A 21,161-nucleotide genomic window follows, 5' to 3' on the forward strand; every position below is an offset into this window, starting at 1 on the left:
CGGCGTCCCTTTCGTGTTCACGCGCGCGTTCTACGGTCACGACCGCGCCAACTCCCTTGAGCTGGACGCGCGTTCACCGAAAGGGCAGTCATCCCGCATGCCGAGCGAGGCCGAGAGCACCACGTACGACGGGCAGGGCCGGGCGCTGAGGGGCGGGCGGCTCGGCGGGGCGGGCGTGCTGGCCTCGGTCCTCGCCGCGAGCGCGCCCCTGGTCGTCGTGGCCGGGGTGATGCCGACCGCGTTCGCCGCGACGGGCGTCGTCGGCCAGCCGCTCCTCTTCGTGGTCATGGGCGGTGTGCTCGCCCTGTTCGGCGTCGGGTACGCCGGCGTGAGCCGCCAGGTGCGCCACGCCGGCGCGCTCTACGCCTGCGTCGCGCGCGGACTCGGACCGACCGCGGGCGCCGCCGCCTCCTGGGGGGCGCTCACCGCCTACAGCGCGCTCCAATCCGGCCTCTATGGCCTGTTCGGAGCCGAGGTCTCGGGGCTTCTCGCCGCCCATCTGCGGGTGACCATCGACTGGTGGGTGCCCGCGCTGCTCGCGGCGGCCCTGGTCGGCGCCCTGGCCCGGCGGGGGATCGCCCTCGGTGCCACGGTGCTCGGCGTGCTCCTGGCCGCCGAGGTCGCGCTCGTCCTCGTCTTCGACGTCGCGGCCCTCGCACATCCGGCCGAAGGCCGGATCTCGCCGCACGCCTTCAACCCACACCTGCTGGCCAGGGGCGGCGTCGGGATCGCGCTGTGTTTCTGCGCCGCCGCGTTCACCGGCTTCGAGCAGGCCCCGGTGTACGCCGAGGAGACCCGCCGCGCCGGCGTCGTGGTCAAGCGCGTCGTCCTGCTCGCCATCGGCTGTGTGACGGCGCTGTTCGCGCTCAGTTCCTGGGCGCTGACCCTCGCCTCGGGCCCGCGCGATGTCGCCGACTCCGCGCAGAAACAGGGCATGGGGCTGCTGTTCGCCCTCGCCGACAAGAACCTCGGCGGCACGTTCACCGACGCACTCCACGTCGTGTTCGTGACCGGCGTGTTCGCGGCGCTGCTCAGCTTCCACCAGGTCGTGTCCCGGTACGCCTTCGCCATGGGCCGCGAGGGACTGCTGCCCGCCGCTGTGGGGCGCACCACGGCGGGCGGCGCCCCGGCCACCGGCTCACTGCTCCAGACCGTGCTCTCGGTGGCTCTCGTCGCCGCTTTCGCGCTGACCGACCAGGGACCGCCCGGCGACGCGACGGCACCGGTCACGCACCTGTTCACCTGGGCGAGCACGACGGGCGCCCTCGGCGTGGTCCTGCTCCTGGCCACCACCTCGCTCGCGGTGATCGTCTTCTTCGCGCGCCACGGCGCGGCCGCCGCCCAGTGGTGGCGGCTTCTCGCGGCGGGCGTCGCGGGCATCGCCCTGCTCGGAGTCGCCGCGTACACCGTCAAACAGTTCCCGGTGCTGATCGGTGTGGGCCCGGGCGACGCGGTGGCGCGGCTGCTGCCCGGGATCCTCGTCCTCGCGTGGGCGGGCGGGCTGCTCCACGGGTTCGTGCTGCGGGCGAGGAGACCCGGGACGCACGCCCGGATCGGCCGGGGCGGGGAGGCGGAGCGTCCGGCCCCGTGCGGCGCGCCGGCCCCTGAACCGCCCGCCGGAATTCTGACGGAACGGTGACGTGCGGACCGGAACCCTGGCACGACCCGCCCCCGGGTGTTCGAATCAGGGGGTGACACCAGAACCAACCCCGTCGCCACCACGGGGCACCCCCATCGGCCGCAGACTCGTGCTCGGCATGCTCGGGCTCGGCGTGGCCGGCGTCGCCTCCGCCCGCTACGTCCAGGGCGGACTCGAATCCTTCCTCGGCGCCGCCGCCGACAAGGACCCCACCGGCCTCACCAGCCTGCTGCCCAACGGCGGCGGCTTCCGCTACTACTCGGTGACCTCATCGGTCCCCACCAAGAGCGCCGCCGACTACCGCCTCACCATCGACGGCATGGTCACCAGACCCACGACCTACACCCTCGACGCCCTGCGCGCGCTGCCGCAGACCCGTCTGGTGCGCGACGTGCAGTGCGTGACCGGCTGGCGGGTGCCCGGCACCCCCTTCGCGGGCGTCCAGCTCTCGCGCCTCCTGGACGCGGCGGGCGTACGTCCCGGTGCCGGCGCGGTCCGCTTCACCTGCTTCGACGGGGCCTACAGCGAAAGCCTCACCCTCGAACAGGCGCGCCGCGACGACGTTCTGGTCGCCCTGAGCATGCAGGACAAGCCGGTCAGCCACGTCCACGGCGGCCCGGTCCGTCTGTATGTGGCGCCGATGTACTTCTACAAGTCGGCGAAGTGGCTCTCCGGGATCACGGTGACGGAGAAGGCCGAGCGGGGTTACTGGGAGGAGCGAGGCTATGACACCGACGCCTGGGTCGGCCGGTCCAACGGACGCGACGACACCCCCACCGCCCCCTGAACTCCCCAGCGCCGTAAGGAGGTTCACGCCCGGTGTGCGCTGGGTGCACCGTGTGACGGCCTGGCTGATGGGGGCCTGTGTGGTCACTGCGGCGATCCTCTACGTCCCGCAGTTCGCCGAGGCCGTCGGACGCCGCGAACTGGTCGTGCGGGTGCATGAGATCTGCGGGGTGCTGCTGCCGGCGCCGGCTCTCGTCGGGCTCGCCTCACGGGCGTTCCGCGCGGAGCTCGGCCGGCTCAACCGCTTCCACCCCTACGACCGGACCTGGCTGCGCAGCGCGCTGCGCCGGCTCCACGCGCCGCGCCCCGCCGGGAAGTTCAACGCGGGGCAGAAGCTGTACGCGGGCTGGATCGCGGGCGCCGCGCTGGTGATGCTGGGCACCGGGGTGCTGATGTGGTTCACCCACCTCGCGCCCATCGAGGTGCGTACGGGCTCCACGTTCGTGCACGACTGGCTGTCGCTGGCCATCGGCATCGTCGTCGCCGGCCATGTGTGGATGGCGCTCGGCGACCCGGAGGCACGCCGTGGCATGCGCACCGGGTCGGTCGAGCGGACGTGGGCGACGCGCGAACACCCCTTGTGGGAGCCGGAGTCGGAGTCCGACGACGCCGCGGAAAGCGCGCGCCTAGATCACCAGTGACAGCAGGAGCACGAAGCCGAGCGCCACCACCGAGATGATCGTCTCCATCAGCGACCAGGTCTTGACCGTCTGGCCGACGTCCATCCCGAAGTACTCCTTCACCAGCCAGAACCCGGCGTCGTTGACGTGGCTGAAGAAGAGCGAGCCGGCGCCGACGGCGAGCACGAGCAGCGCCGTGTGCGCGCTGGACATGTCGGCGGCGAGCGGTGCCACCAGACCCGCGGCGGAGATGGTGGCCACCGTCGCGGAGCCCGTCGCGAGCCGGATCGCCACCGCGATCAGCCAGGCAAGGAGAAGGGAGGGGATCGCCCAGTCCTTGGAGAGGTCCAGGATCATGTGGCCGACGCCCACGTCGATCAGGGTCTGCTTGAAACCGCCGCCCGCGCCCACGATCAGCAGGATGCCCGCGATCGGCGCGAGGGACTTCTCGACGGTCGTCGAGATCCGCTCCTTGGTGAACCCGGCGGCCCGGCCAAGGGTGAAGAGGGCTACCAGGACGGCCGCGAGCAGCGCGATCAGCGGCGAGCCGACGACGTCGGCGACGCGCTGCACATGGTCCTTGGGGTCGTCGACGACGATGTCGACCAGCGCCTTGGCCAGCATCAGGGCGACCGGGAGCAGCACGGTGGCCAGCGTCGCGCCGAAGCCGGGCCGCTTGTCCAGGTCCTCGGAGGGCCTGGCCGGGATCATCTTGTCGGGGGCCGGGATGTCGACCCAGCGGGCGGCGTACTTCGAGAACACCGGCCCCGCGATGATCACCGTCGGGACGGCGACCACGACGCCGAGGGCGAGGGTGATGCCCAGGTTGGCGCCGATCGCGTCGACGGCGACCAGCGGCCCGGGGTGCGGCGGGATGAGGCCGTGCATCACGGAGAGCCCGGCCAGCGCGGGGATGCCGATCCGCATCAGGGAGTAGTTGCCGCGCTTGGCGACGAGAAGCACCACGGGGATCAGCAGCACGATGCCGACCTCGAAGAACAGCGGAAGCCCGATGATCGCGGCGATGGCCACCATCGCCCAGGGCATGGCCCGTCCGCCGGACTTGCCGGCCTTGGCCAAGATGGTGTCCACGATCTGGTCCGCGCCGCCGGAGTCGGCGAGCAGGCGGCCCAGGATCGCACCGAGCGCGATGAGTACGCCGACCCCCGCGACGGTGCTGCCGAGCCCGGCGCTGAAGCTGGCGATGGCCTTGTCGAGCGGCGCGCCCGCGAAGGCGCCGAGCGCGAGGGAGCCGATGGTCAGGGCCAAGAAGGCGTGCAGTTTGAACCGGGTGATGAGCAGGACGATGACGGCGATGCCCGCGAGTACGGCGATGCCCAGCTGGGTGTGGCCGGCCGAAGTGATCGGTTGCGTGGCGTCCGCTGCCAGGAACTCGACGCTGAGTCTGGTCACGGTGGAAATCCTTAGATGGTGAGCGTTCGCAGCGCGGTGGCGGCGCGCTCCGCGATGTCCTCGGGGGTGCCGCTGACGTCGACGGCGACGCCCGCCTCGTCGGCGCCGAGCGGCTGGAGGGTGGCGAACTGCGAGTCGAGCAGCGCGGCCGGCATGAAGTGGCCCCTGCGCTCGGCCATCCGCCGCTCGATGAGCGCGCGGTCGCCGGTCAGGTGCAGGAAGACGATCCCCGGGGCGGCCGCCCGCAGCCGGTCGCGGTAGCTCCGCTTGAGCGCGGAGCTGCTGACGACGCCGCCGAGTCCGGCGCGGCCGTGCGCCCACGCGCCGATCGCGTCGAGCCAGGGCAGGCGGTCGGCGTCGTCGAGCGGGATGCCCGCGGACATCTTGGCGACGTTGGCCTCGGGGTGGAAGTCGTCGCCCTCGGCGTAGGGGACGCCGAGCCGTGCCGCCACCAGCGGTCCGATGGTGGTCTTGCCGGTCCCGGCGACGCCCATCACCACGATGGTCAGGGGGGAGTTCATGCGGTGGTGCCTCGCTGTCCTCATCGACATCGATGTCCGTCGCGCACACTCAAACCCATTAGGTACGACATATTCAAGAGGTCGTGATGTAAAAGTCATACTTTTGAAGCCTCCTTGCGCCCCCGTAGGCTTGGCGCATGACGACTGGGGCCCGGGGCCTTCACCCGCATGTGCTCGAACGCCTCGGCCTGGCGATCACCGCAGGTGACTACGCGCCCGGCAGCGTGCTGCGCACCGATGAGCTGGCCCAGCGCTTCGACGTCTCGCGCACCGTGGTCCGCGAGGTGGTCCGGGTCCTGGAATCCATGTATCTGGTCGAGTCCCGGCGCCGGGTCGGCGTGACCGTACAGCCGCCCGAGCGGTGGAACGTCTATGACCCGCAGGTCATCCGGTGGCGCCTGGCCGGCGCCGACCGCCCGCGCCAGCTGCGCTCCCTGACCGTGCTGCGCTCCGCGGTGGAGCCGGCGGCCGCCGGGCTCGCCGCCCTGCACGCCACCCCCGAGCAGTGCGCCGACCTCACCGCGCAGGCCCTCGGCATGGTGGCCACCTCGCGCGGGCGCCGGCTGGAGGCGTACCTCGTGCACGACGTCGCCTTCCACCGGATCGTGCTCAACGCCTCGGGCAACGAGATGTTCGCCCGGCTCGGCGACGTGGTGGCGGAGGTCCTGACCGGCCGCACCCACCACCGCGTGATGTTCCCCGACCCCGATCCGGCGGCCGTCACTTTGCACGTGCGGGTGGCCGAGGCGGTGCGCGCACGAGACGCGGCGGAGGCGGAGCGGCTGACCCGGGAGATCGCGGTGGGCGCCCTCCAGGAACTCGACGTCCTCGCGCCCTAGGTACCCTGAGCAACAAAAACACGCACCGGATACCTTTCGGTTACCTCAGAAACATCTCAAATCTGCCCGTACGTGACATTGGACACTGCCAAACTGTGCCGACAGCGGGGAGTATGGGCCGCCGGCCCGTGCCAGGGTGACGATCTGCATCACCGACGCGAACCGGTCCCGCACGACCGCATGACCCCTCACAAAGGCGAACTACTCCATGAGTGACCGCACCATGCCTGCGGCCGAGCCCCAGAGTGCCCCCGCGGGGGCGAGCACGGGCACCCCCCACATCGACGCCGGTGACGCCGGTTACAGCAAGGACCTCAAGTCCCGCCACATCAACATGATCGCCATCGGCGGCGCGATAGGCACCGGCCTCTTCCTCGGTGCCGGCGGCCGGATGGCGGGCGCGGGCCCCTCGCTCGCCATCGCCTACGCGGTCTGCGGCGTCTTCGCCTTCTTCGTCGTACGGGCCCTCGGTGAGCTCGTGCTCTACCGCCCCTCCTCGGGCGCCTTCGTCTCCTACGCCCGTGAGTTCATGGGCGAGAAGGGCGCCTACACGGCGGGCTGGCTGTACTTCCTGAACTGGTCCACCACCGCCGTCGCCGACATCACCGCGGCCGCGACCTACGCCCACTTCTGGGCCATGTTCAGCAGCGTCCCGCAGTGGGTCTGCGCGCTCGTCGCGCTCGCCGTCGTGCTCACCGCCAACCTGATCTCGGTGAAGTACTTCGGCGAGATGGAGTTCTGGTTCGCGATCATCAAGGTCGTCGCGCTCGTGGCCTTCATGCTGGTCGGCATCTACCTCGTGGTGACCCAGCACGACGTCGACGGCTCCACGCCCGGCTTCGCCAACATCACCAGCCACGGCGGCATCTTCCCGATGGGCATGCTGCCCATGCTGCTGGTCATCCAGGGCGTCGTCTTCGCGTACGCCTCGGTGGAGCTGTGCGGCGTCGCCGCCGGCGAGACGGAGAACCCGCAGAAGGTCCTGCCCAAGGCGATCAACTCGATCATGTGGCGCGTCGGCATCTTCTACGTCGGCTCCGTGGTGCTGCTCGCGCTGCTGCTTCCGTACACCGAGTACTCCGAGAACCAGAGCCCGTTCGTCACCGTCCTCGACAAGGTCGGCGTGCCGGGTGCGGCCGGCGTGATGAACCTCGTGGTCCTCACCGCGGCGCTCTCCAGCCTGAACTCCGGCCTGTACTCCACCGGCCGGATCCTGCGCTCGATGTCGCTCGCGGGCTCCGCGCCCAAGTTCGTCGGCGTGATGAACAAGGGCAAGGTCCCCTACGGCGGCGTCCTGTTCACGGCGTTCTTCGGTGTCCTCGGCGTCGCCCTCAACGGCTTCGTGCCCGACGACGCCTTCGAGATCGTGCTCAACTTCGCCTCCATCGGCATCCTCGGCACCTGGGCGATGATCATGATCTGCTCGCTGCTGTTCTGGCGCCGCGCCCAGGAGGGCCGCCTTCAGCGCCCCTCCTACAAGCTGCCCTGGGCGCCCTACACCCAGATCGTGACGCTGGTCTTCCTCGCGGCCGTGGCGTTCTTGATGTGGTACGGCGGGGGAGTGGGCCGCACCACGATCTACTGCCTGCCGATCATCGCGGCGCTGCTCGTCGGCGGCTGGTACGTGGTGCGCAAGCGCGTCGGCGTGCTCGCCGCGGACAAGCCCAAGGCGTAGCCTCACCGAGTCCCGGCTCCTTTTGAGGGGGCGGTACCCCGACCACGGGGTGCCGCCCTCTCGCGCGTCCGGTCCGCGCCCGATCCACACCGGGTCGGCGCCCGATCCACGCCCGGTCGGCGCCCGACCCGCGCCCGAGTCCACGCCGGGCTCACGCCCCCACGTGCCGCAGCCGGGCCGCGGCCGCGGCGAGCATCATCTCCAGGGCGGCCGGATAGGCGCTGCGGCCCATCTCCGCCACCAGGACCGGCGCCGTGGCGGCCACATGCGGATGGGTGTCCGCGCCGAGCGCCGCGTACCGCTCCCGCCAGGTCCGCTCCTCCAGCTCACGGGACTGCTCGGACAGCGTGAGCACGGTCGCGTCGAGCGCCGCGAACGCCAGCGTCTGGTCCACGAACACGTGGTAGATCCGCACCGCCTCGGCGTCCGGGAACCCGGCCCCGCGAAGGATCTTGAGGATGGTCTCCACCGACCGCATCTCGTGCGCGCGCCCGGTCACCCGCGTGCAGGTGAGCACCGCCGCCCGGGGATGCGCCTGGTAGTCGGCGTGGATGCGCAGGCCGAGCGAGCGCAGGTCCGCCCGCCAGTCGCCGGACGGCCGCCACACGCGTAGCGTGCGCCCGATCAGTTCGTCCGCCACCGCGAGCAGCAGGTCGTCGGTGTCCCGGAAGTACCGGTAGAGCGCGCTCGGATCCGCGCCGAGCGCCGTGCCGAGCCTGCGCACGGTCAGCGCCGCCGCGCCGTGCTCCCCGATCAGGCGCAGCGCCGTCTCGACGATCAGGGCCTCCGACAAGACCGTGCCCCGCTTGGTGGGCCGGCGGCGGCGCCGCTCGCCGTCCGCCACCACTCGCTCGCTCATGCGCCGCACCCTACGAACCGGGCGCCCTTATGACAACAGCGTTGACGCAATCGGGCCGCGAGGAGTTCGATGTGCCGCCATCGGGGCCGATGAGCGCCCCTCGGCGAAGGAGCCCCCGCGTGCGCACTCCCTACGGCAGCGACCCACCCGTTCTGCGCAAGAGCCTCGGCCTCCTGGACGGCGTCGCCATCGCCGCGTCCTCCACGGCGGCCACCACCAGCATCGGCATCGGCCTCGGCGTCACCGCCGGCGCCGTGGGCTCCCACCTGCCGATCGTCATGCTGCTCGCGTTCGTCCCGATCCTGGGCATCGCGAGCGCGTACACCCGGCTCAACAAGGTCGAGCCCAACATGGGCAGCGGCTATGTGTGGGTGGGCCGCTCGCTCAGCCCGTGGCTGGGCTTTCTGACCGGCTGGATCGGCATCGTCTCCACCGTCGTCTTCCTCGCCTACACCACCGCCGTGACCGGCTCCGCGCTGCTCCAACTGGCCGGCGAAACGGGCCTGCGCACCCCCTTCGGCCTGCGCCTCGACCCGGACTCCACGGCCCAGTCCACCGCGATCGGCATCCTCGTCCTGGTCGCCGTCACCTTCACCGCCGTCGTCGGCACCCGCTCGGCCGCCACCCTCCAGAAGTGGCTCCTGGTCTTCGAGTACGCGGTGCTGCTCGGCTTCTGCGGCTACGGACTGATCCGGGGCCCGCACCCCTTCAGGCTCGACTGGCTGAACCCCTTCACCATCCCCTCCGGCCAGGCACTCGCCCAAGGGCTGCTGCTCTCCGTGTTCTGCTACTGGGGCTTCGAGTCGACCTTCAGCGTGAACGAGGAGATACGCGACCCCGAGGACGCCTCGAAGGCGGGCCTCATCACCCTGTTCACCATGCTCGGCCTGTTCCTGCTCGGCTCCTTCGCCTTCCAACGGGTGCTCAGCCAGGACGAGTTGGTGGGCCACGGCGCCCAGGGGCTCACCTTCTTCGGTGACCGCCTCGCCGCCCAGCCGCTCGCGGCCCTTCCGCTGGTCGCCCTGGTCTTCTCGGCGACCGCGTCCCTCCAGTCCGGCGTCATCCCCACCGTGCGCGGCATGTTCGCGATGAGCCGCGACCGGACGCTGGGTCCGCTCTGGCTCAAGGTCAGCCCCCGGTACGGGACCCCGGTCGCCGGCACCCTCGCCGTCGGCGCCGTCGCGGCGGCCATCGCCGTGCTCTCGCTGGTCATCCCCAAGATCGGCGATCTGATCCTGGCCTCGGTCAACGCCATCGGGATCGTGGTGTCCCTGTACTACGCGCTGACCGCCCTGGCCGCGGCCGGCCGCTTCCGGGGCGCCCTGAGGACGGGCCCGGGCGAGGCCGTACGGGCCGTGGTGATCCCGGTGCTCAGCGCGCTCTTCCTGCTCGGCCTCGGCGGCTACCTCGCCTGGACCTTCTACACCTCGGCCGACCACTTCGAAGTCAGCCCCGACAACGGCTGGTTCATGCTGGCCTGCCCGGCGGCGATGCTCCTGAGCGGGTTCGCCGTGGGGGCCTGGGCGAAATGGGTGCGGAAGTCCCCGTACTTCGTCACCGGCCTGTCCGTCACCGAGGCCGGGCCGGCGCCGCAGCTGGGCGCCGCATCCGAGGCCGTCTGAGCCGTCCGCGAGGATGGCCGGGCACCGCACCCCGAACCGTGTGGCCCACGCGCGCCGGCCTTCCTCGCCCTGTCTCCCGCAGAGAACCGCACGTTCCCCCGGCCTCCCCAACAGAACCGCGCCTGCTCCCTGCCACCCCTGGGGACCTGCCCCACACACAGAACCGCACCTCCCTCCCTGTCTCCTGTCTCCCCGCACAGAAACGGATCTCGCATGCGCCACGACCCCGCCGACCTCGTCTTCACCGGCGGTCCGGTCCTCACCCTGGACGCCGCCCGTACCCGTGCCACCTCCGTCGCCGTCACCGCGGGCCGCGTTACCGCCGTCGGCCACGACGAGGTGCGCGAACTGATCGGCCCCAGGACCGAAGTCGTCGACCTCCACGGCAAGTTGCTGATCCCGGGCTTCCAGGACGCCCATGTCCACCCGGTATCGGCGGGCATCGAGCTGGCGCGCTGCGACCTCACGGGCACGCGTACGGCGGCCGACACCCTCGCGGCGGTACGGGCCTACGCCGACACCCACCCCGAGCAGGAGTGGATCACCGGCGGGGGCTGGTCCATGGAGGCCTTCGAGGGCGGCAGCCCGACCCGCGACCTCCTCGACCGCGTCGTGCCGGACCGCCCCGTCTACCTCCCCAACCGGGACCACCACGGCGCCTGGGTCAACACCACGGCCCTCACGCTCGCCGGGATCACCCGGGACACACCCGACCCCGCCGACGGCCGCATCGAGCGCGACGCGGCGGGCGAGCCGACCGGGCTGCTCCAGGAAGGCGCCATGGACCTGGTCGGCCGGCTCACCCCCCGCTCCACCCCCGCCGAACGCCTCGCGGCGCTGCTGCGCGCCCAGGCCCACCTCCACGCGTACGGGATCACCGCCTGGCAGGACGCGATCGTCGGCACCTTCGGCTCGATGGACGACCCGGCCGACGCCTACGGGAGCGCCGCCCGCGACGGCTCGCTCACCGCGCGGGTCGTCGGCGCCCTGTGGTGGGACCGCGAGCGCGGCGCCGAGCAGATCCCCGAACTGGTCGAGAAGCGCCGGGAGTTGAGCCATGGACGCTTCCGCGCCGGATCGGTCAAGATCATGCTGGACGGCGTCGCCGAGACCGGCACGGCGGCGCTGCTCGGCCCCTACCTCGACGCCTGTGGGTGCGCCACCGCCAACACCGGCACCAGTTTCGTGGACCCGGAGCGACTGCGTTCCCATGTGACGGAGCTGGACGCGCTGGGCTTCCAGGCGCACTTCCACGCGCTCGGTGACCGCGCTGTGCGCGACGCCCTTGACGCGGTGGCCGCGGCCCGCGAGAAGAACGGGTGGACCGACACCCGCCCGCACCTCGCCCACCTCCAGATCGTCCACCCCGACGACATCGCCCGCTTCCGCGCGCTGGGCGCCACCGCCAACATCCAGCCCCTGTGGGCCTCCCACGAACCCCAGATGGACGAGCTGACCATCCCCTTCATCGGCGAGGAGCGGGCCGGGTGGCAGTATCCGTTCGCGGCGCTCCTGTGCGCCGGGGCGACCGTGGCGGCCGGCTCGGACTGGCCGGTCAGCAGCCCCGACCCGATGCAGGGCATCCACACGGCGGTGAACCGGATCGCGCCCGGCGAGAAGGGCCCGGTGTTCCTGCCGGCGCAGCGGATCACCCTGACCGCCGCGTTCGCCGCGTACACCTCGGGCACCGCGTACGTGAACCACCTCGACGACACGGGCTCCATCCGGGCGGGCGCCCTCGCCGACCTCGCGGTGCTCGACCGCGACCCGTACGCGGGGCCGCCCGAGGAGATCGGCGACACCCGGGTGCTCGCGACCTACGTGGGAGGCCGTCGCGTGCACCAGGTCTCCTCATAGGGTGTATTCCTGATACGTCCGACGGCAGGGTAGAGGGAGTGGCGGCATGGCGCAGCAGGTCCAAGGGGTCATCGCACCGGGCAAGAACCAGCCCGTACGGGTGGAGACCATCGTGGTGCCCGACCCGGGCCCCGGCGAGGCGGTGGTGAAGATCCAGGCCTGCGGCGTCTGCCACACCGATCTGCACTACAAGCAGGGCGGCATCAACGACGACTTCCCGTTCCTGCTTGGCCACGAGGCGTCCGGGATCGTGGAGTCGGTGGGCGAGGGCGTCACCGACGTCGCGCCCGGCGACTTCGTGATTCTCAACTGGCGCGCGGTGTGCGGCAGTTGCCGGGCCTGCCTGCGGGGCCGGCCGCAGTACTGCTTCAACACGCACAACGCGCGGCAGAAGATGACGCTCCTTGACGGCACCGAGCTCTCGCCGGCCCTCGGCATCGGGGCGTTCGCCGAGAAGACGCTGGTGGCGGCCGGCCAGTGCACCAAGGTCGACCCGGCGGTCTCGCCGGCCGTGGCGGGGCTGCTCGGCTGCGGGGTGATGGCGGGCATCGGCGCCGCCATCAACACCGGCAACGTGGGCCGGGGCGACTCGGTCGCCGTCATCGGCTGTGGCGGCGTGGGCGACGCGGCGATCGTGGGCGCGAGGCTGGCGGGGGCGGCGCGGATCATCGCCATCGACATCGACGACCGCAAGCTCGCCACCGCCAAGTCGATGGGCGCCACGCACACCGTCAACTCCCGTGAGCAGGACGTCGTCGAGACGGTCCGCGAGCTGACCGGGGGCAACGGCGCGGACGTCGTCATCGAGGCGGTGGGCCGCCCCGAGACGTACAAGCAGGCGTTCTACGCCCGCGACTTGGCCGGCACGGTCGTCCTGGTCGGCGTGCCCACCCCGGAGATGACCCTGGAGCTCCCGCTCCTTGACGTCTTCGGCCGGGGCGGCGCCCTGAAGTCCTCCTGGTACGGCGACTGCCTGCCGTCCCGCGACTTCCCGATGCTGATCGATCTGCACCAGCAGGGCCGGATCGATCTCGGAGCGTTCGTCACCGAGACGATCGCGCTCGACGAGGTCGAGAAGGCCTTTGAGCGTATGCACGAAGGCGATGTCCTGCGATCGGTGGTGGAGTTCTGATGAGCGTTCGCGCACGTATCGATCATTTGGTCACGTCCGGCACGTTCGCTCTCGACGGCGGTACGTGGGACGTCGACAACAACGTGTGGATCGTCGGGGACGACGAGGAGGCCGTCGTCATCGACGCGGCGCACGACGCCGACGCGATCCTGGCGGCGCTGGGCGGGCGCACGCTGCGGGCGATCGTCTGCACGCACGCCCACAACGACCACATCGACGCCGCGCCCGCGCTGGCGGAGGCGACGGGTGCGCCGGTCCTGCTCCACCCGGACGACCTTCCGCTGTGGAAGCAGACGCATCCGGACCGGCTCCCGGACGGCGACCTCAGCGACGGGCAGCGTCTGCCCGTCGCCGGGGCGGCCCTGGAGGTCATCCACACCCCGGGCCACGCGCCCGGCGCGGTGTGCCTGTACGCCCCCTCCCTCGGCACGGTCTTCACGGGCGACACCCTGTTCGCCGGCGGCCCCGGTGCGACGGGCCGCTCCTTCTCGGACTTCCCGACGATCATCGACTCGCTCAGGAAGCGGGTACTGACGCTCCCGCCGGACACGGTGGTGCGGACGGGCCACGGGGACACGACGACGATCGGCGCGGAGGCGCCCGCGCTGGGGGAGTGGGTGGCGCGGGGGCACTGAGGCGATCGCGTCGGGCCCGGATCAGCGCCGGGCCGGCCCGGGTAGGTGTGCCCCGGGGGCGCCGTGGGGTCGGGCCCGGGTTTCGCTGCGGGCCGGGGGCGCGGGGGCCGGCTGCCTGCCGTTCGGGTGCGGGGCGCGGACGCTTCTCGCGCGGTTCCCCGCGCCCCCTGAGCATCCGGCGCGGGCCCGCGTGGGCATGTTGAGCCTGTCCGGCGATTGAGGACGAGCGCCCTTCAGGCGTGACCGGGGGTCTGGGGCCAAGCCCCAGGAGGCCCTTTCACCCCCGGAGGGTTCAGGGAAGGGGCGGGGCCTCCGAAGCCGGGGCGGAGCCCCGGATCAGGCCGATGGGCCCGGGCCGGCCCACGCCGCGAGGTGGCGCGGGCCCGGGCCGGCCCACGCCGCGAGGTGGCGCGCGCTTTCGAAGCGACGCACCCGCCCGTCCACCGGATCGACGAACTCCAGCACCCGCGCGAGCAGTTGAAGCGGCGCTTCGAACTCACCCGGCCCCGGCCCCCGCTCCGGCAGCACCACCGGATACACCGGATCGTTCAGAATGGGCAGCCCCAGCCCATTCATATGGACCCGCAACTGATGGGTACGCCCCGTCGCGGGCAGCAACCGGTACCGCCCCAGCGCCCCGCGCCGCTCCACCAGCTCGATCCGGCTCTCCGCGTTGACCTCCCCCGCCTCCTCCCGCGCCGCCATCACCCCCCGCTCCTTCACGATCCGGCTGCGCACCGTCACGGGCAGCGCCACCCCGGGTTCGTACGCGGCCACGGCTTCGTACTCCTTGCGCACCCGGCGCCCGCTGAACAGACCCTGGTACGCCCCCCGGTCCTCGGGCCGCACGACGAAGAGCGCGAGACCCGCGGTGAGCCGGTCGAGCCGGTGGGCGGGCTGGAGCGCGGGCAGGGCCAGCTCCCGCCGCAGCCGGGCCAGCGCGGTCTCGGTGATGTGCCGGCCCCGTGGCGTGGTGGCGAGGAAGTGCGGCTTGTCCGCGATCACGATCCGCTCGTCGCGGTGGACGACGCTCACCTCGAACGGCACCGGCGTCTCCGGCGCGAAGTCCCGGTGGAACCACACATACGCCCCGGCCCGGTACGCCTCCGTGCCGAGCAGCACCCCATCGGCGCCCACGAACCGTCCCTCGCGCAGCATCGAGGCCACCCGGTCCGCGCCGATGGCCCCGGCGAACCGGCCCATCAGATGATCACCGACCGTCGCCCAGGCGCCATCCGGATCGGCGGGCAGCCGCACACGCACCGGATCGATGCCGTCGCGCTGGGCGAGCGGTGCGGCCGGGGTCCTGGATCTGCGTCTCACGGAACCAGAGAACCCCACGGGGCCCGCCAGAAGCAAGAGAAGCCCAGGTCAGCACGGGTTGCGCACGGGCCGCGCGCTGGCCCGGCGCATCCCCCGCGTACGCCCCGCACTGCCTTCCGCCCGCCGAAGAGGCATGCTGCCTACAGGGTTTACGCCGGAATGCCGGAATAGTTCCTGTAAGGGCATGCGGGGCATGCAGGGCACGTCAAGAACGTAAGGCTTGGGTCCACGATGAGCGAAGAGTCGGTCATGGGCGGCGCCTGCTATCTGCTCACCACGAGTGAACTGGTGCCCGGCGACGTCATCGCGACGGACCCGGAGGGCCCCTGGCTCGTCGTGGTGAGCACGGCGCCCGCCACCGAGACCAGGACCAGACTGCGGCTGCGTCCGCTGACCGGCGGATCCGGCGGATCCGGCGTGGAACGCGTACTGCCGCGCTACGAACGCCAAGTCGTCCGCAGGACGCGGGTCGACCCCGAAGGGCTGCCCGGCCCCGCACCCTGGGCGGCATCCCGGGGCAGACGGGTGGTGGTGACCGGCCTCGGCGCCCTCAGCCCGCTCGGCGGTGACGCGCCGGGACTGTGGCAGGGGCTGCTCGACGGCCGCTGCGGGGTGTCGGTGATGCGGGGGCCGGGGTTCGACGGACTGCCGGTGCGCCTGGCGGCCCGGTCCGCCGCCGACCCCGCCGAGCTGCTGCCGAGGGCGGTGGCCCGGCGGATGAACAGATCCGCCCAGTTCGCGCTGCTCGCCGCCCGCGAGGCCTGGCGCGACGCGGGGCTCGACCCCGCGGGAACCGTCGCGTCGGGGCTGCGACCGGAACATACCGGGGTGTCGATGGGCACGATCATCGGCGGCGCGCCCGTCCTGGTCGAGAACCGGCTCGCCCTGGACGCGCGCGGGCCCCGGGCGGTCTCCCCGCACACCACCCCCATGATCGTGCCGTCCGCTTCGGCCGCCCAGATATCCAAGGACCTGGACATCCGGGGCCAGTCCCGTACCTTCGTGTCCGCGTGCGCGTCCGGCACGGAAGCGATCGGGCAGGCCATCGACGCGGTGCGGGACGGACGGCTCGACCTCGTCGTCGCGGGCGGCACCGAGGCGGTGATCACCCCGGAGATCCTTGCGGCCTTCGCCGCGATGCGGGCCGTGTCGACGCGCAACGACCAACCCGAGCACGCCTCAAGGCCGTTCGACGACGCCCGCGACGGATTCGTCCTGGGGGAGGGCGCGGGCGTCGTCATCCTGGAGGCCGAGGAGCACGCCCGCGCGCGCGGCGCCCACGTCTACTGCGAGGCGGCCGGCTGGGGGCTGTCCGCGGACGCGTACCACATGGCGGCGCCGCAGCCCGAGGGCCGGGGCGTCGAGGCCGCGCTGCGCCGCGCACTCGCGGACGCGGGCGCCACCCTCGCCGACGTCGCCCACATCAACGCCCACGCCACGGCGACGATCGAGGGCGACCGCACGGAGGCGCTGGCGCTCGGCCGGCTCTTCGGCCACCAGATCCGGGACGTCCCCGTCACCGCGAACAAGGGCGCCCTGGGGCATCTTCAGGGGGGCGCGGGCGCGGTGGAGGCGATCGCGGCGGTGTTGACCCTGCGCGACGGCCTGATCCCGCCGACGGTCGGCTGCGACGACCCCGAGGAGGGCCTGGGCCTGGACATCGTCCGTGGCGCCCCTCGCCCCCTCCCACCCTGCGGCAACCTGGTCCTCAGCAATTCGTTCGGCTTCGGCGGCCACAACGCGGTGCTGGCTTTGCGAAGGCTGTGACCCTCGGGGCGCCGCCCCGCGTACGGCCGCCTGCGCCCCGGCCCGCCGAGCCGAACCCGTACACCGACCGGCTCCGGTCCGCCCAAAGGACGCGCTCCCAGAGCGGGCGTCCTGCCGGCCGTGCACGCGCTCGCCAACCTTGACGTTGCCACGCCCTCAGAACAAAACGCGTGCAAGTGTGCGGCGTTCGACGTTTCCGGGCACGCTCCGGGCATCCCGCCGCACGAAGCCGTGATTCGCGTTCCGGCCCGTGTGGTGCCGCTGCTCAGGAAGGCGTGCGATGTCGCAGAACGAGCCGGGCTTTAACGAGCTGCTGGCCGCAGCCAAGCACTCGGCTGTGCACCTGGAGCTGCGCGACTCGTACGGCGTGGGTGATGAGGCCGAGGACTTCGAAACCTGGAACCGCACGGGCCGGCGCGACATTGACCCGGCGTCGGCCTACTGGGCGCCGTGGGTTGATGTGATTCGCAACACCGTGGCCCGAGGTGTGACGGTCCGCCGTGCCCGCGTCGTATCGGAACCGGTAACGGACTACATCCGGTACGAGCACGCCGGCACCGTGGTCAACCTTCACGCCGGGGAGCAGGTTCGCTGGCTGCCCAGGCGGCAGGCTTCGGACATCGCGCTTCCCGGAAACGACTGCTGGGTGTTCGACGGAGAGACCGTGCTCTTCAACCACTTCTCCGGTGAGGGGAACTGGTCCGAGCCCGGGTGGGAGGTTCGCTCCGAGCCCGCTGTGGCACGGCTGGCTTCGGCTGCGTTCGAGGCAGTCTGGGAGCGCGGCATCCCGCACGAGAAATACACGGTCTGACCTTTACGGAAGACGAAGAGCCCACTCATGTCCGCGTCCCCCTCGTCCAGCGCCCAGGCCGCCCGCGAGGCCATCGCCGTCCGCCTCGGGGGCCTACGCAAAGACGCGGAGCTGACCGGGCATGAGTTGGCTCTTCGGTGCGGCTGGAGTCCCGCGAAGTCGTCCCGCATCGAGCGGGCCAAAACCCCCGCATCGGCCGCCGACATCCGCGCCTGGTGCAAAGCGTGCGGAGCAGAGGACCAGACCGACGACCTGATCGCGGCGAACCGCCAAGCCGACCAGATGTACGTTCACTGGCAGAAGCTGCACCGGCACGGCATGCGCCGGGCGCAGGAAGAGATTGTCCTTCTCTACGAGCAGACCCGCCAGTTCCGCGTGTACTGCTCCAACGTGGTGCCGGGCATGCTCCAGACCGAGGCGTACGCGGCAGCTCTGCTGTCGACCATCGCCGCGTTTCAGGGCACCCCTGACGACTCGCAGACCGCGGCGGCATCTCGAATCGAGCGCTCACGCGTGCTCCATGACGGCAACCACCGCTTCGCTCTGCTGTTGGAAGAAACGGTGCTTCGCTCTCGCATTGGCGACGCTGCCGTCATGGCTGGACAGCTGGGCTACCTGTTGGCTGTCATGGCACTTCCGAATGTGAGCCTGGGGGTAATCCCCTTCACGGCCCAGCGGCTTGTGTGGCCCTTGGAGGCCTTCTATCTCTTCGATGGCCGCCAAGCGAGCGTGGAGCTCCTTACGGCCGCGGTGAACGTCACGGCGCCCAGTGAGGTTGCCACGTACGGCAAGGCGTTCTCCGAGCTGTTCAAGCTCGCTGTCCATGGTGCGCCCGCCCGGGCTCTGGTCTCGGACGCGATCACGTCCCTCGGCTAGTTCGCGTGCAAGGTTGTGCAAGACCGTGGCCGACTCCGTTCCCCGCTTCCCAGGGTCATTCCATCCACCTCGGAAACGATCGGAAGGGCGCGGCGTAATGGAGACGGAACCCACGCGGTGGCAGGAAGAGCCGGTGACGCTGCCCGCACGGAAGGAGCGTCCCGCACCCCGGCCGGTGGCCGGTTGTCCCGAGTGCGCGCGGCTGGCCCGGCTCCGGAAGGCCGCCGTGATGGAGCGGGACAGCAGCACGATCGCTGACTGCAACATCCTGCTGCGGATGCACGGGACCGCCACTGACCCGGGGATGCTCCCCGCCCCCGCCCGCCGCGTAGCCGGACCCCGGTCATGGGCGACGCCCGCGCGTTCGACATGACCCCGTCCGACGCTGTGAACCCCGGATGGCACTCGTTCGTGCTCCACACCCAGGCGTACGCCGCGTGGTGCGACGAACAGTTCGGCTTCTTCCTCGGGCACGAGCCCAAGGCGACCGTCCGCACCCGCCCGCTGATCGGTTCCGTGGTGGACCGCGTCAGGACCCGCCCGCGTGCTGCGGCGACGGCTGCTGATCCACTCTCACTGAACGGAAGCGGCCCGGCGTGGCTGAGGCGCCCGGACCGCCACAGCCAAGGGTTCCAAGGATGAGCGGCAATGACGAGCGCCTGGCCGGACGAAGTCGGGTCACGGTGTGGGCGATGTTCGGCACGGTCTTCGGTTACGCCACCCACCATCTCGACGAACGACGGATCGGGGACGTGGCTGTGATCGGTCCCTTGAGCCCCGGCGTCGCATGGCCCCGGCTCTGGCAGATGGCCCGCACCTGCGGAAGGCCCGCCGCCAAAGACGCCGAACTCGCCCAGTGGATCCTGATCCAGGCGACCAGGGCGTTCGTCTGCGGCAGCGACCGCATCGCCCAATTTCAGCACCAGGGCTGGCAGCTGGAGCCCGGCGGGAAGCGCGTCCGCTTCGAGTCCACCTGTGCCAACCGGGACCACCTGTGGACAGGCAACCTGACCGTGGACGGGCTCAGCCCTGACCAGGTGGCCGAGCGTTCTTCGCGCTACGGGGCGTAGCCCGGTTGCCTCGCTCCCGGAACGGACCATCTGGCCTGTTGGGCACGTGGTTGGTCACGACGCACCCCAGAAACGCAGAAAACCCCAGATCAACTGGGGTTCTCGCTGGTGTCCGAGGGGGGACTTGAACCCCCACGCCCGATAAAGGGCACTAGCACCTCAAGCTAGCGCGTCTGCCATTCCGCCACCCGGACAAGGTGTCTGTCTCGCGGGCCGTGCCCGTTCCGACGTGGAAAACAATAGCAAACATCCGGGGGTGCTCGATCACCCTCTTGGCCTGCGTGAACTCCGGATGTCGGGGACGGGCCGCCCTTGGGTGCCTAGGGGGCGCGGGGGCAGGATGGGGAGGACGACACGGAGCGACAGTGGGAGGAAGCAGCGTGAGCGAATCGAGCACGACCCGGACCGGCGGCGGGACCGGCGAGGACGAGGTCGTCGGCCTCTGTCGCGATCTGATCAGGATCGACACCAGCAACTACGGCGACCACTCGGGGCCGGGTGAGCGCGCGGCCGCGGAGTACGTCGCGGAAAAGCTCGCAGAGGTCGGCCTGGAGCCGAAGATCTTCGAGTCGCACAAGGGCCGCGCCTCCACCGTCGCCCGGATCGCGGGCGAGGACCCCTCGCGGCCCGCGCTGCTCATCCACGGCCACACCGACGTCGTGCCCGCCAACGCCGACGACTGGACCCACGACCCGTTCGGCGGCGAGATCGTCGACGGCTGTGTCTGGGGCCGGGGCGCCGTCGACATGAAGGACATGGACGCGATGACCCTGGCGGTCGTGCGCGACCGGCTGCGCAGCGGGCGCAAGCCCCCGCGCGACATCGTCCTCGCCTTCCTCGCCGACGAGGAGGCCGGCGGCACCTACGGGGCGCGCTTCCTCGTGGACAAGCACCCCGAACTCTTCGAGGGCGTCACCGAGGCCATCAGCGAGGTCGGCGGCTTCTCCTTCACCGTCAACGAGAAGCTGCGGCTCTATCTGGTCGAGACGGCCCAGAAGGGCATGCACTGGATGAAACTGACCGTGGACGGCACCGCCGGACACGGCTCGATGATCCACAAGGACAACGCCATCACCGAGCTGTCCGAGGCGGTGGCGCGACTTGGCCGGCACAAGTTCCCGGTGCGGGTGACCAAGACGCTGCGCCACTTCCTCGACGAGCTCTCCGACGCGCTGGGCACCGAGCTCGACCCCGAGAACATGGACGCCACGCTCGCCAAGCTCGGCGGCATCGCCAAGCTCATCGGCGCCTCCCTCCAGAACACCGCCAACCCCACCCAGCTGGGCGCCGGTTACAAGGTCAACGTCATCCCCGGGCAGGCCACCGCCCACGTAGACGGGCGCTTCCTGCCGGGGTACGAGGAGGAGTTCCTGGCCGACCTCGACCGGATCCTCGGCCCGCGCGTCAAGCGGGAGGACGTCCACGCGGACAAGGCCCTGGAGACCACCTTCGACGGGGCCCTGGTCGACGCCATGCAGACCGCGCTCCAGGCCGAGGACCCGATCGCGCGCGCCGTGCCGTACATGCTCTCGGCCGGCACCGACGCCAAGTCCTTCGACGACCTCGGCATCCGGGGCTTCGGCTTCGCGCCGCTGAAGCTGCCGCCGGAGCTGGACTTCGCGGGCATGTTCCACGGCGTGGACGAGCGGGTGCCGGTGGACGGCCTGAAGTTCGGCGTACGCGTCCTGGACCGGTTCATCGACGCGTCCTGACGTG

General features: G+C 71.4%; 19 protein-coding genes and 1 tRNA gene. 15 read left to right on the forward strand and 5 right to left on the reverse strand.

Annotated elements, in window-relative coordinates:
* Nucleotides 1-97: 97 nt before the first annotated feature.
* Genes ACFYM2_RS12965 through ACFYM2_RS12975 form a run of 3 tightly spaced genes read left to right on the forward strand, consistent with a single transcriptional unit; the run spans nucleotide 98 to nucleotide 3,066 of the window.
* Nucleotides 98-1,639: an APC family permease gene (locus ACFYM2_RS12965; protein WP_388836220.1), complete on the forward strand. Its 1,542-nt coding sequence runs from the start codon at nucleotides 98-100 to the stop codon at nucleotides 1,637-1,639.
* A gap of 52 nt (nucleotides 1,640-1,691) precedes the next feature.
* Entirely contained in the window at nucleotides 1,692-2,426 is a 735-nt protein-coding gene (locus ACFYM2_RS12970) for a molybdopterin-dependent oxidoreductase (protein WP_388835888.1), read from the forward strand.
* Nucleotides 2,365-3,066, forward strand: coding sequence for a cytochrome b/b6 domain-containing protein (locus ACFYM2_RS12975; protein WP_388835891.1), 702 nt, complete (start codon nucleotides 2,365-2,367; stop codon nucleotides 3,064-3,066). Before ACFYM2_RS12970 ends, ACFYM2_RS12975 begins: the two co-directional genes overlap by 62 nt.
* On the opposite strand, the gene ACFYM2_RS12980 is transcribed toward ACFYM2_RS12975, so the two are convergent.
* Both ACFYM2_RS12980 and ACFYM2_RS12985 read right to left on the reverse strand, forming a co-directional pair.
* Nucleotides 3,052-4,458: a gluconate:H+ symporter gene (locus tag ACFYM2_RS12980; RefSeq protein WP_388835894.1), complete on the reverse strand. Its 1,407-nt coding sequence runs from the start codon at nucleotides 4,456-4,458 to the stop codon at nucleotides 3,052-3,054. The two genes, ACFYM2_RS12975 and ACFYM2_RS12980, sit on opposite strands and share 15 nt — an antisense overlap.
* Before the next feature lie 11 nt (nucleotides 4,459-4,469).
* Entirely contained in the window at nucleotides 4,470-4,979 is a 510-nt protein-coding gene (locus ACFYM2_RS12985; protein WP_359001174.1) for a gluconokinase, read from the reverse strand.
* 137 nt (nucleotides 4,980-5,116) lie between these two features.
* Between ACFYM2_RS12985 and ACFYM2_RS12990 the strand changes: the two genes are divergently transcribed.
* Both ACFYM2_RS12990 and ACFYM2_RS12995 read left to right on the forward strand, forming a co-directional pair.
* The gene (locus ACFYM2_RS12990; protein WP_359001171.1) at nucleotides 5,117-5,818 is read left to right on the forward strand and encodes an FCD domain-containing protein; all 702 of its coding nucleotides are present in this window, start codon (nucleotides 5,117-5,119) and stop codon (nucleotides 5,816-5,818) included.
* Between the two features lie 208 nt (nucleotides 5,819-6,026).
* Nucleotides 6,027-7,493: an amino acid permease gene (locus tag ACFYM2_RS12995; protein WP_388458942.1), complete on the forward strand. Its 1,467-nt coding sequence runs from the start codon at nucleotides 6,027-6,029 to the stop codon at nucleotides 7,491-7,493.
* A gap of 151 nt (nucleotides 7,494-7,644) precedes the next feature.
* Here ACFYM2_RS12995 and ACFYM2_RS13000 read toward each other — a convergent pair whose 3' ends face one another.
* Nucleotides 7,645-8,352 (reverse strand): TetR/AcrR family transcriptional regulator, encoded by a 708-nt coding sequence (locus ACFYM2_RS13000; protein WP_388835897.1) that lies wholly within the window; start codon nucleotides 8,350-8,352, stop codon nucleotides 7,645-7,647.
* 89 nt (nucleotides 8,353-8,441) lie between these two features.
* On the opposite strand from ACFYM2_RS13000, the gene ACFYM2_RS13005 reads away from it, so the two are divergent.
* The 4 genes from ACFYM2_RS13005 (at nucleotide 8,442) to ACFYM2_RS13020 (ending at nucleotide 13,598) form a co-directional block, all read left to right on the forward strand.
* Nucleotides 8,442-9,974: an APC family permease gene (locus ACFYM2_RS13005; RefSeq protein WP_388836223.1), complete on the forward strand. Its 1,533-nt coding sequence runs from the start codon at nucleotides 8,442-8,444 to the stop codon at nucleotides 9,972-9,974.
* Between the two features lie 213 nt (nucleotides 9,975-10,187).
* Nucleotides 10,188-11,831, forward strand: a complete 1,644-nt coding sequence (locus ACFYM2_RS13010; RefSeq protein ID WP_388835900.1) for an amidohydrolase — start codon at nucleotides 10,188-10,190, stop codon at nucleotides 11,829-11,831.
* A 46-nt stretch (nucleotides 11,832-11,877) separates the two neighbouring features.
* On the forward strand, nucleotides 11,878-12,963 hold the full coding sequence (locus ACFYM2_RS13015) for an S-(hydroxymethyl)mycothiol dehydrogenase (protein WP_388835903.1): 1,086 nt from the start codon (nucleotides 11,878-11,880) through the stop codon (nucleotides 12,961-12,963).
* Nucleotides 12,963-13,598: an MBL fold metallo-hydrolase gene (locus ACFYM2_RS13020; protein WP_359001154.1), complete on the forward strand. Its 636-nt coding sequence runs from the start codon at nucleotides 12,963-12,965 to the stop codon at nucleotides 13,596-13,598. The genes ACFYM2_RS13015 and ACFYM2_RS13020 overlap by 1 nt, the downstream gene beginning before the upstream one ends.
* 336 nt (nucleotides 13,599-13,934) lie before the next feature.
* Here ACFYM2_RS13020 and ACFYM2_RS13025 read toward each other — a convergent pair whose 3' ends face one another.
* A complete protein-coding gene (locus tag ACFYM2_RS13025) occupies nucleotides 13,935-14,921 on the reverse strand; it encodes a pseudouridine synthase (RefSeq protein ID WP_388835906.1) in 987 nt (328 codons plus the stop codon).
* A gap of 231 nt (nucleotides 14,922-15,152) precedes the next feature.
* On the opposite strand from ACFYM2_RS13025, the gene ACFYM2_RS13030 reads away from it, so the two are divergent.
* The 5 genes from ACFYM2_RS13030 to ACFYM2_RS13050 all read left to right on the forward strand — a co-directional run bounded on the left by ACFYM2_RS13030 (nucleotide 15,153) and on the right by ACFYM2_RS13050 (nucleotide 19,445).
* The gene (locus ACFYM2_RS13030; RefSeq protein ID WP_388835909.1) at nucleotides 15,153-16,688 is read left to right on the forward strand and encodes a beta-ketoacyl-[acyl-carrier-protein] synthase family protein; all 1,536 of its coding nucleotides are present in this window, start codon (nucleotides 15,153-15,155) and stop codon (nucleotides 16,686-16,688) included.
* 280 nt (nucleotides 16,689-16,968) lie between these two features.
* Complete coding sequence (locus ACFYM2_RS13035) at nucleotides 16,969-17,499, forward strand: DUF6879 family protein (protein WP_359001147.1); 531 nt, start codon at nucleotides 16,969-16,971, stop codon at nucleotides 17,497-17,499.
* A 27-nt stretch (nucleotides 17,500-17,526) separates the two neighbouring features.
* A complete protein-coding gene (locus ACFYM2_RS13040) occupies nucleotides 17,527-18,375 on the forward strand; it encodes a helix-turn-helix domain-containing protein (protein WP_388835912.1) in 849 nt (282 codons plus the stop codon).
* 345 nt (nucleotides 18,376-18,720) lie between these two features.
* Complete coding sequence (locus ACFYM2_RS13045) at nucleotides 18,721-19,017, forward strand: hypothetical protein (protein ID WP_388835915.1); 297 nt, start codon at nucleotides 18,721-18,723, stop codon at nucleotides 19,015-19,017.
* Nucleotides 19,014-19,445 (forward strand): hypothetical protein, encoded by a 432-nt coding sequence (locus ACFYM2_RS13050; RefSeq protein ID WP_388835918.1) that lies wholly within the window; start codon nucleotides 19,014-19,016, stop codon nucleotides 19,443-19,445. Before ACFYM2_RS13045 ends, ACFYM2_RS13050 begins: the two co-directional genes overlap by 4 nt.
* A 106-nt stretch (nucleotides 19,446-19,551) precedes the next feature.
* Here the strand turns inward: ACFYM2_RS13050 and ACFYM2_RS13055 are convergent.
* Nucleotides 19,552-19,639, reverse strand: a tRNA-Leu gene (locus ACFYM2_RS13055).
* A gap of 186 nt (nucleotides 19,640-19,825) precedes the next feature.
* Between ACFYM2_RS13055 and ACFYM2_RS13060 the strand changes: the two genes are divergently transcribed.
* Nucleotides 19,826-21,157, forward strand: coding sequence for a M20/M25/M40 family metallo-hydrolase (locus ACFYM2_RS13060; RefSeq protein ID WP_359001133.1), 1,332 nt, complete (start codon nucleotides 19,826-19,828; stop codon nucleotides 21,155-21,157).
* Nucleotides 21,158-21,161: the final 4 nt, after the last annotated feature.

The organism is Streptomyces sp. NPDC006711 (genome assembly GCF_042869775.1).
GTDB lineage: Bacteria > Actinomycetota > Actinomycetes > Streptomycetales > Streptomycetaceae > Streptomyces.

What these genes read in the sequence shown, in the direction of transcription:
- ACFYM2_RS12965 (WP_388836220.1), top strand. Translation starts at nt 98, where the DNA reads ATGCCGAGCGAGGCCGAGAGCACCACGTACGACGGGCAGGGCCGGGCG.
- ACFYM2_RS12975 (WP_388835891.1), top strand. Translation starts at nt 2,365, where the DNA reads ATGACACCGACGCCTGGGTCGGCCGGTCCAACGGACGCGACGACACCC.
- ACFYM2_RS12985 (WP_359001174.1), bottom strand. Translation starts at nt 4,979, where the DNA reads ATGAACTCCCCCCTGACCATCGTGGTGATGGGCGTCGCCGGGACCGGC.
- ACFYM2_RS12990 (WP_359001171.1), top strand. Translation starts at nt 5,117, where the DNA reads ATGACGACTGGGGCCCGGGGCCTTCACCCGCATGTGCTCGAACGCCTC.
- ACFYM2_RS12995 (WP_388458942.1), top strand. Translation starts at nt 6,027, where the DNA reads ATGAGTGACCGCACCATGCCTGCGGCCGAGCCCCAGAGTGCCCCCGCG.
- ACFYM2_RS13000 (WP_388835897.1), bottom strand. Translation starts at nt 8,352, where the DNA reads ATGAGCGAGCGAGTGGTGGCGGACGGCGAGCGGCGCCGCCGCCGGCCC.
- ACFYM2_RS13005 (WP_388836223.1), top strand. Translation starts at nt 8,442, where the DNA reads ATGAGCGCCCCTCGGCGAAGGAGCCCCCGCGTGCGCACTCCCTACGGC.
- ACFYM2_RS13010 (WP_388835900.1), top strand. Translation starts at nt 10,188, where the DNA reads ATGCGCCACGACCCCGCCGACCTCGTCTTCACCGGCGGTCCGGTCCTC.
- ACFYM2_RS13015 (WP_388835903.1), top strand. Translation starts at nt 11,878, where the DNA reads ATGGCGCAGCAGGTCCAAGGGGTCATCGCACCGGGCAAGAACCAGCCC.
- ACFYM2_RS13020 (WP_359001154.1), top strand. Translation starts at nt 12,963, where the DNA reads ATGAGCGTTCGCGCACGTATCGATCATTTGGTCACGTCCGGCACGTTC.
- ACFYM2_RS13030 (WP_388835909.1), top strand. Translation starts at nt 15,153, where the DNA reads ATGAGCGAAGAGTCGGTCATGGGCGGCGCCTGCTATCTGCTCACCACG.
- ACFYM2_RS13035 (WP_359001147.1), top strand. Translation starts at nt 16,969, where the DNA reads ATGTCGCAGAACGAGCCGGGCTTTAACGAGCTGCTGGCCGCAGCCAAG.
- ACFYM2_RS13040 (WP_388835912.1), top strand. Translation starts at nt 17,527, where the DNA reads ATGTCCGCGTCCCCCTCGTCCAGCGCCCAGGCCGCCCGCGAGGCCATC.
- ACFYM2_RS13045 (WP_388835915.1), top strand. Translation starts at nt 18,721, where the DNA reads ATGGGCGACGCCCGCGCGTTCGACATGACCCCGTCCGACGCTGTGAAC.
- ACFYM2_RS13050 (WP_388835918.1), top strand. Translation starts at nt 19,014, where the DNA reads ATGAGCGGCAATGACGAGCGCCTGGCCGGACGAAGTCGGGTCACGGTG.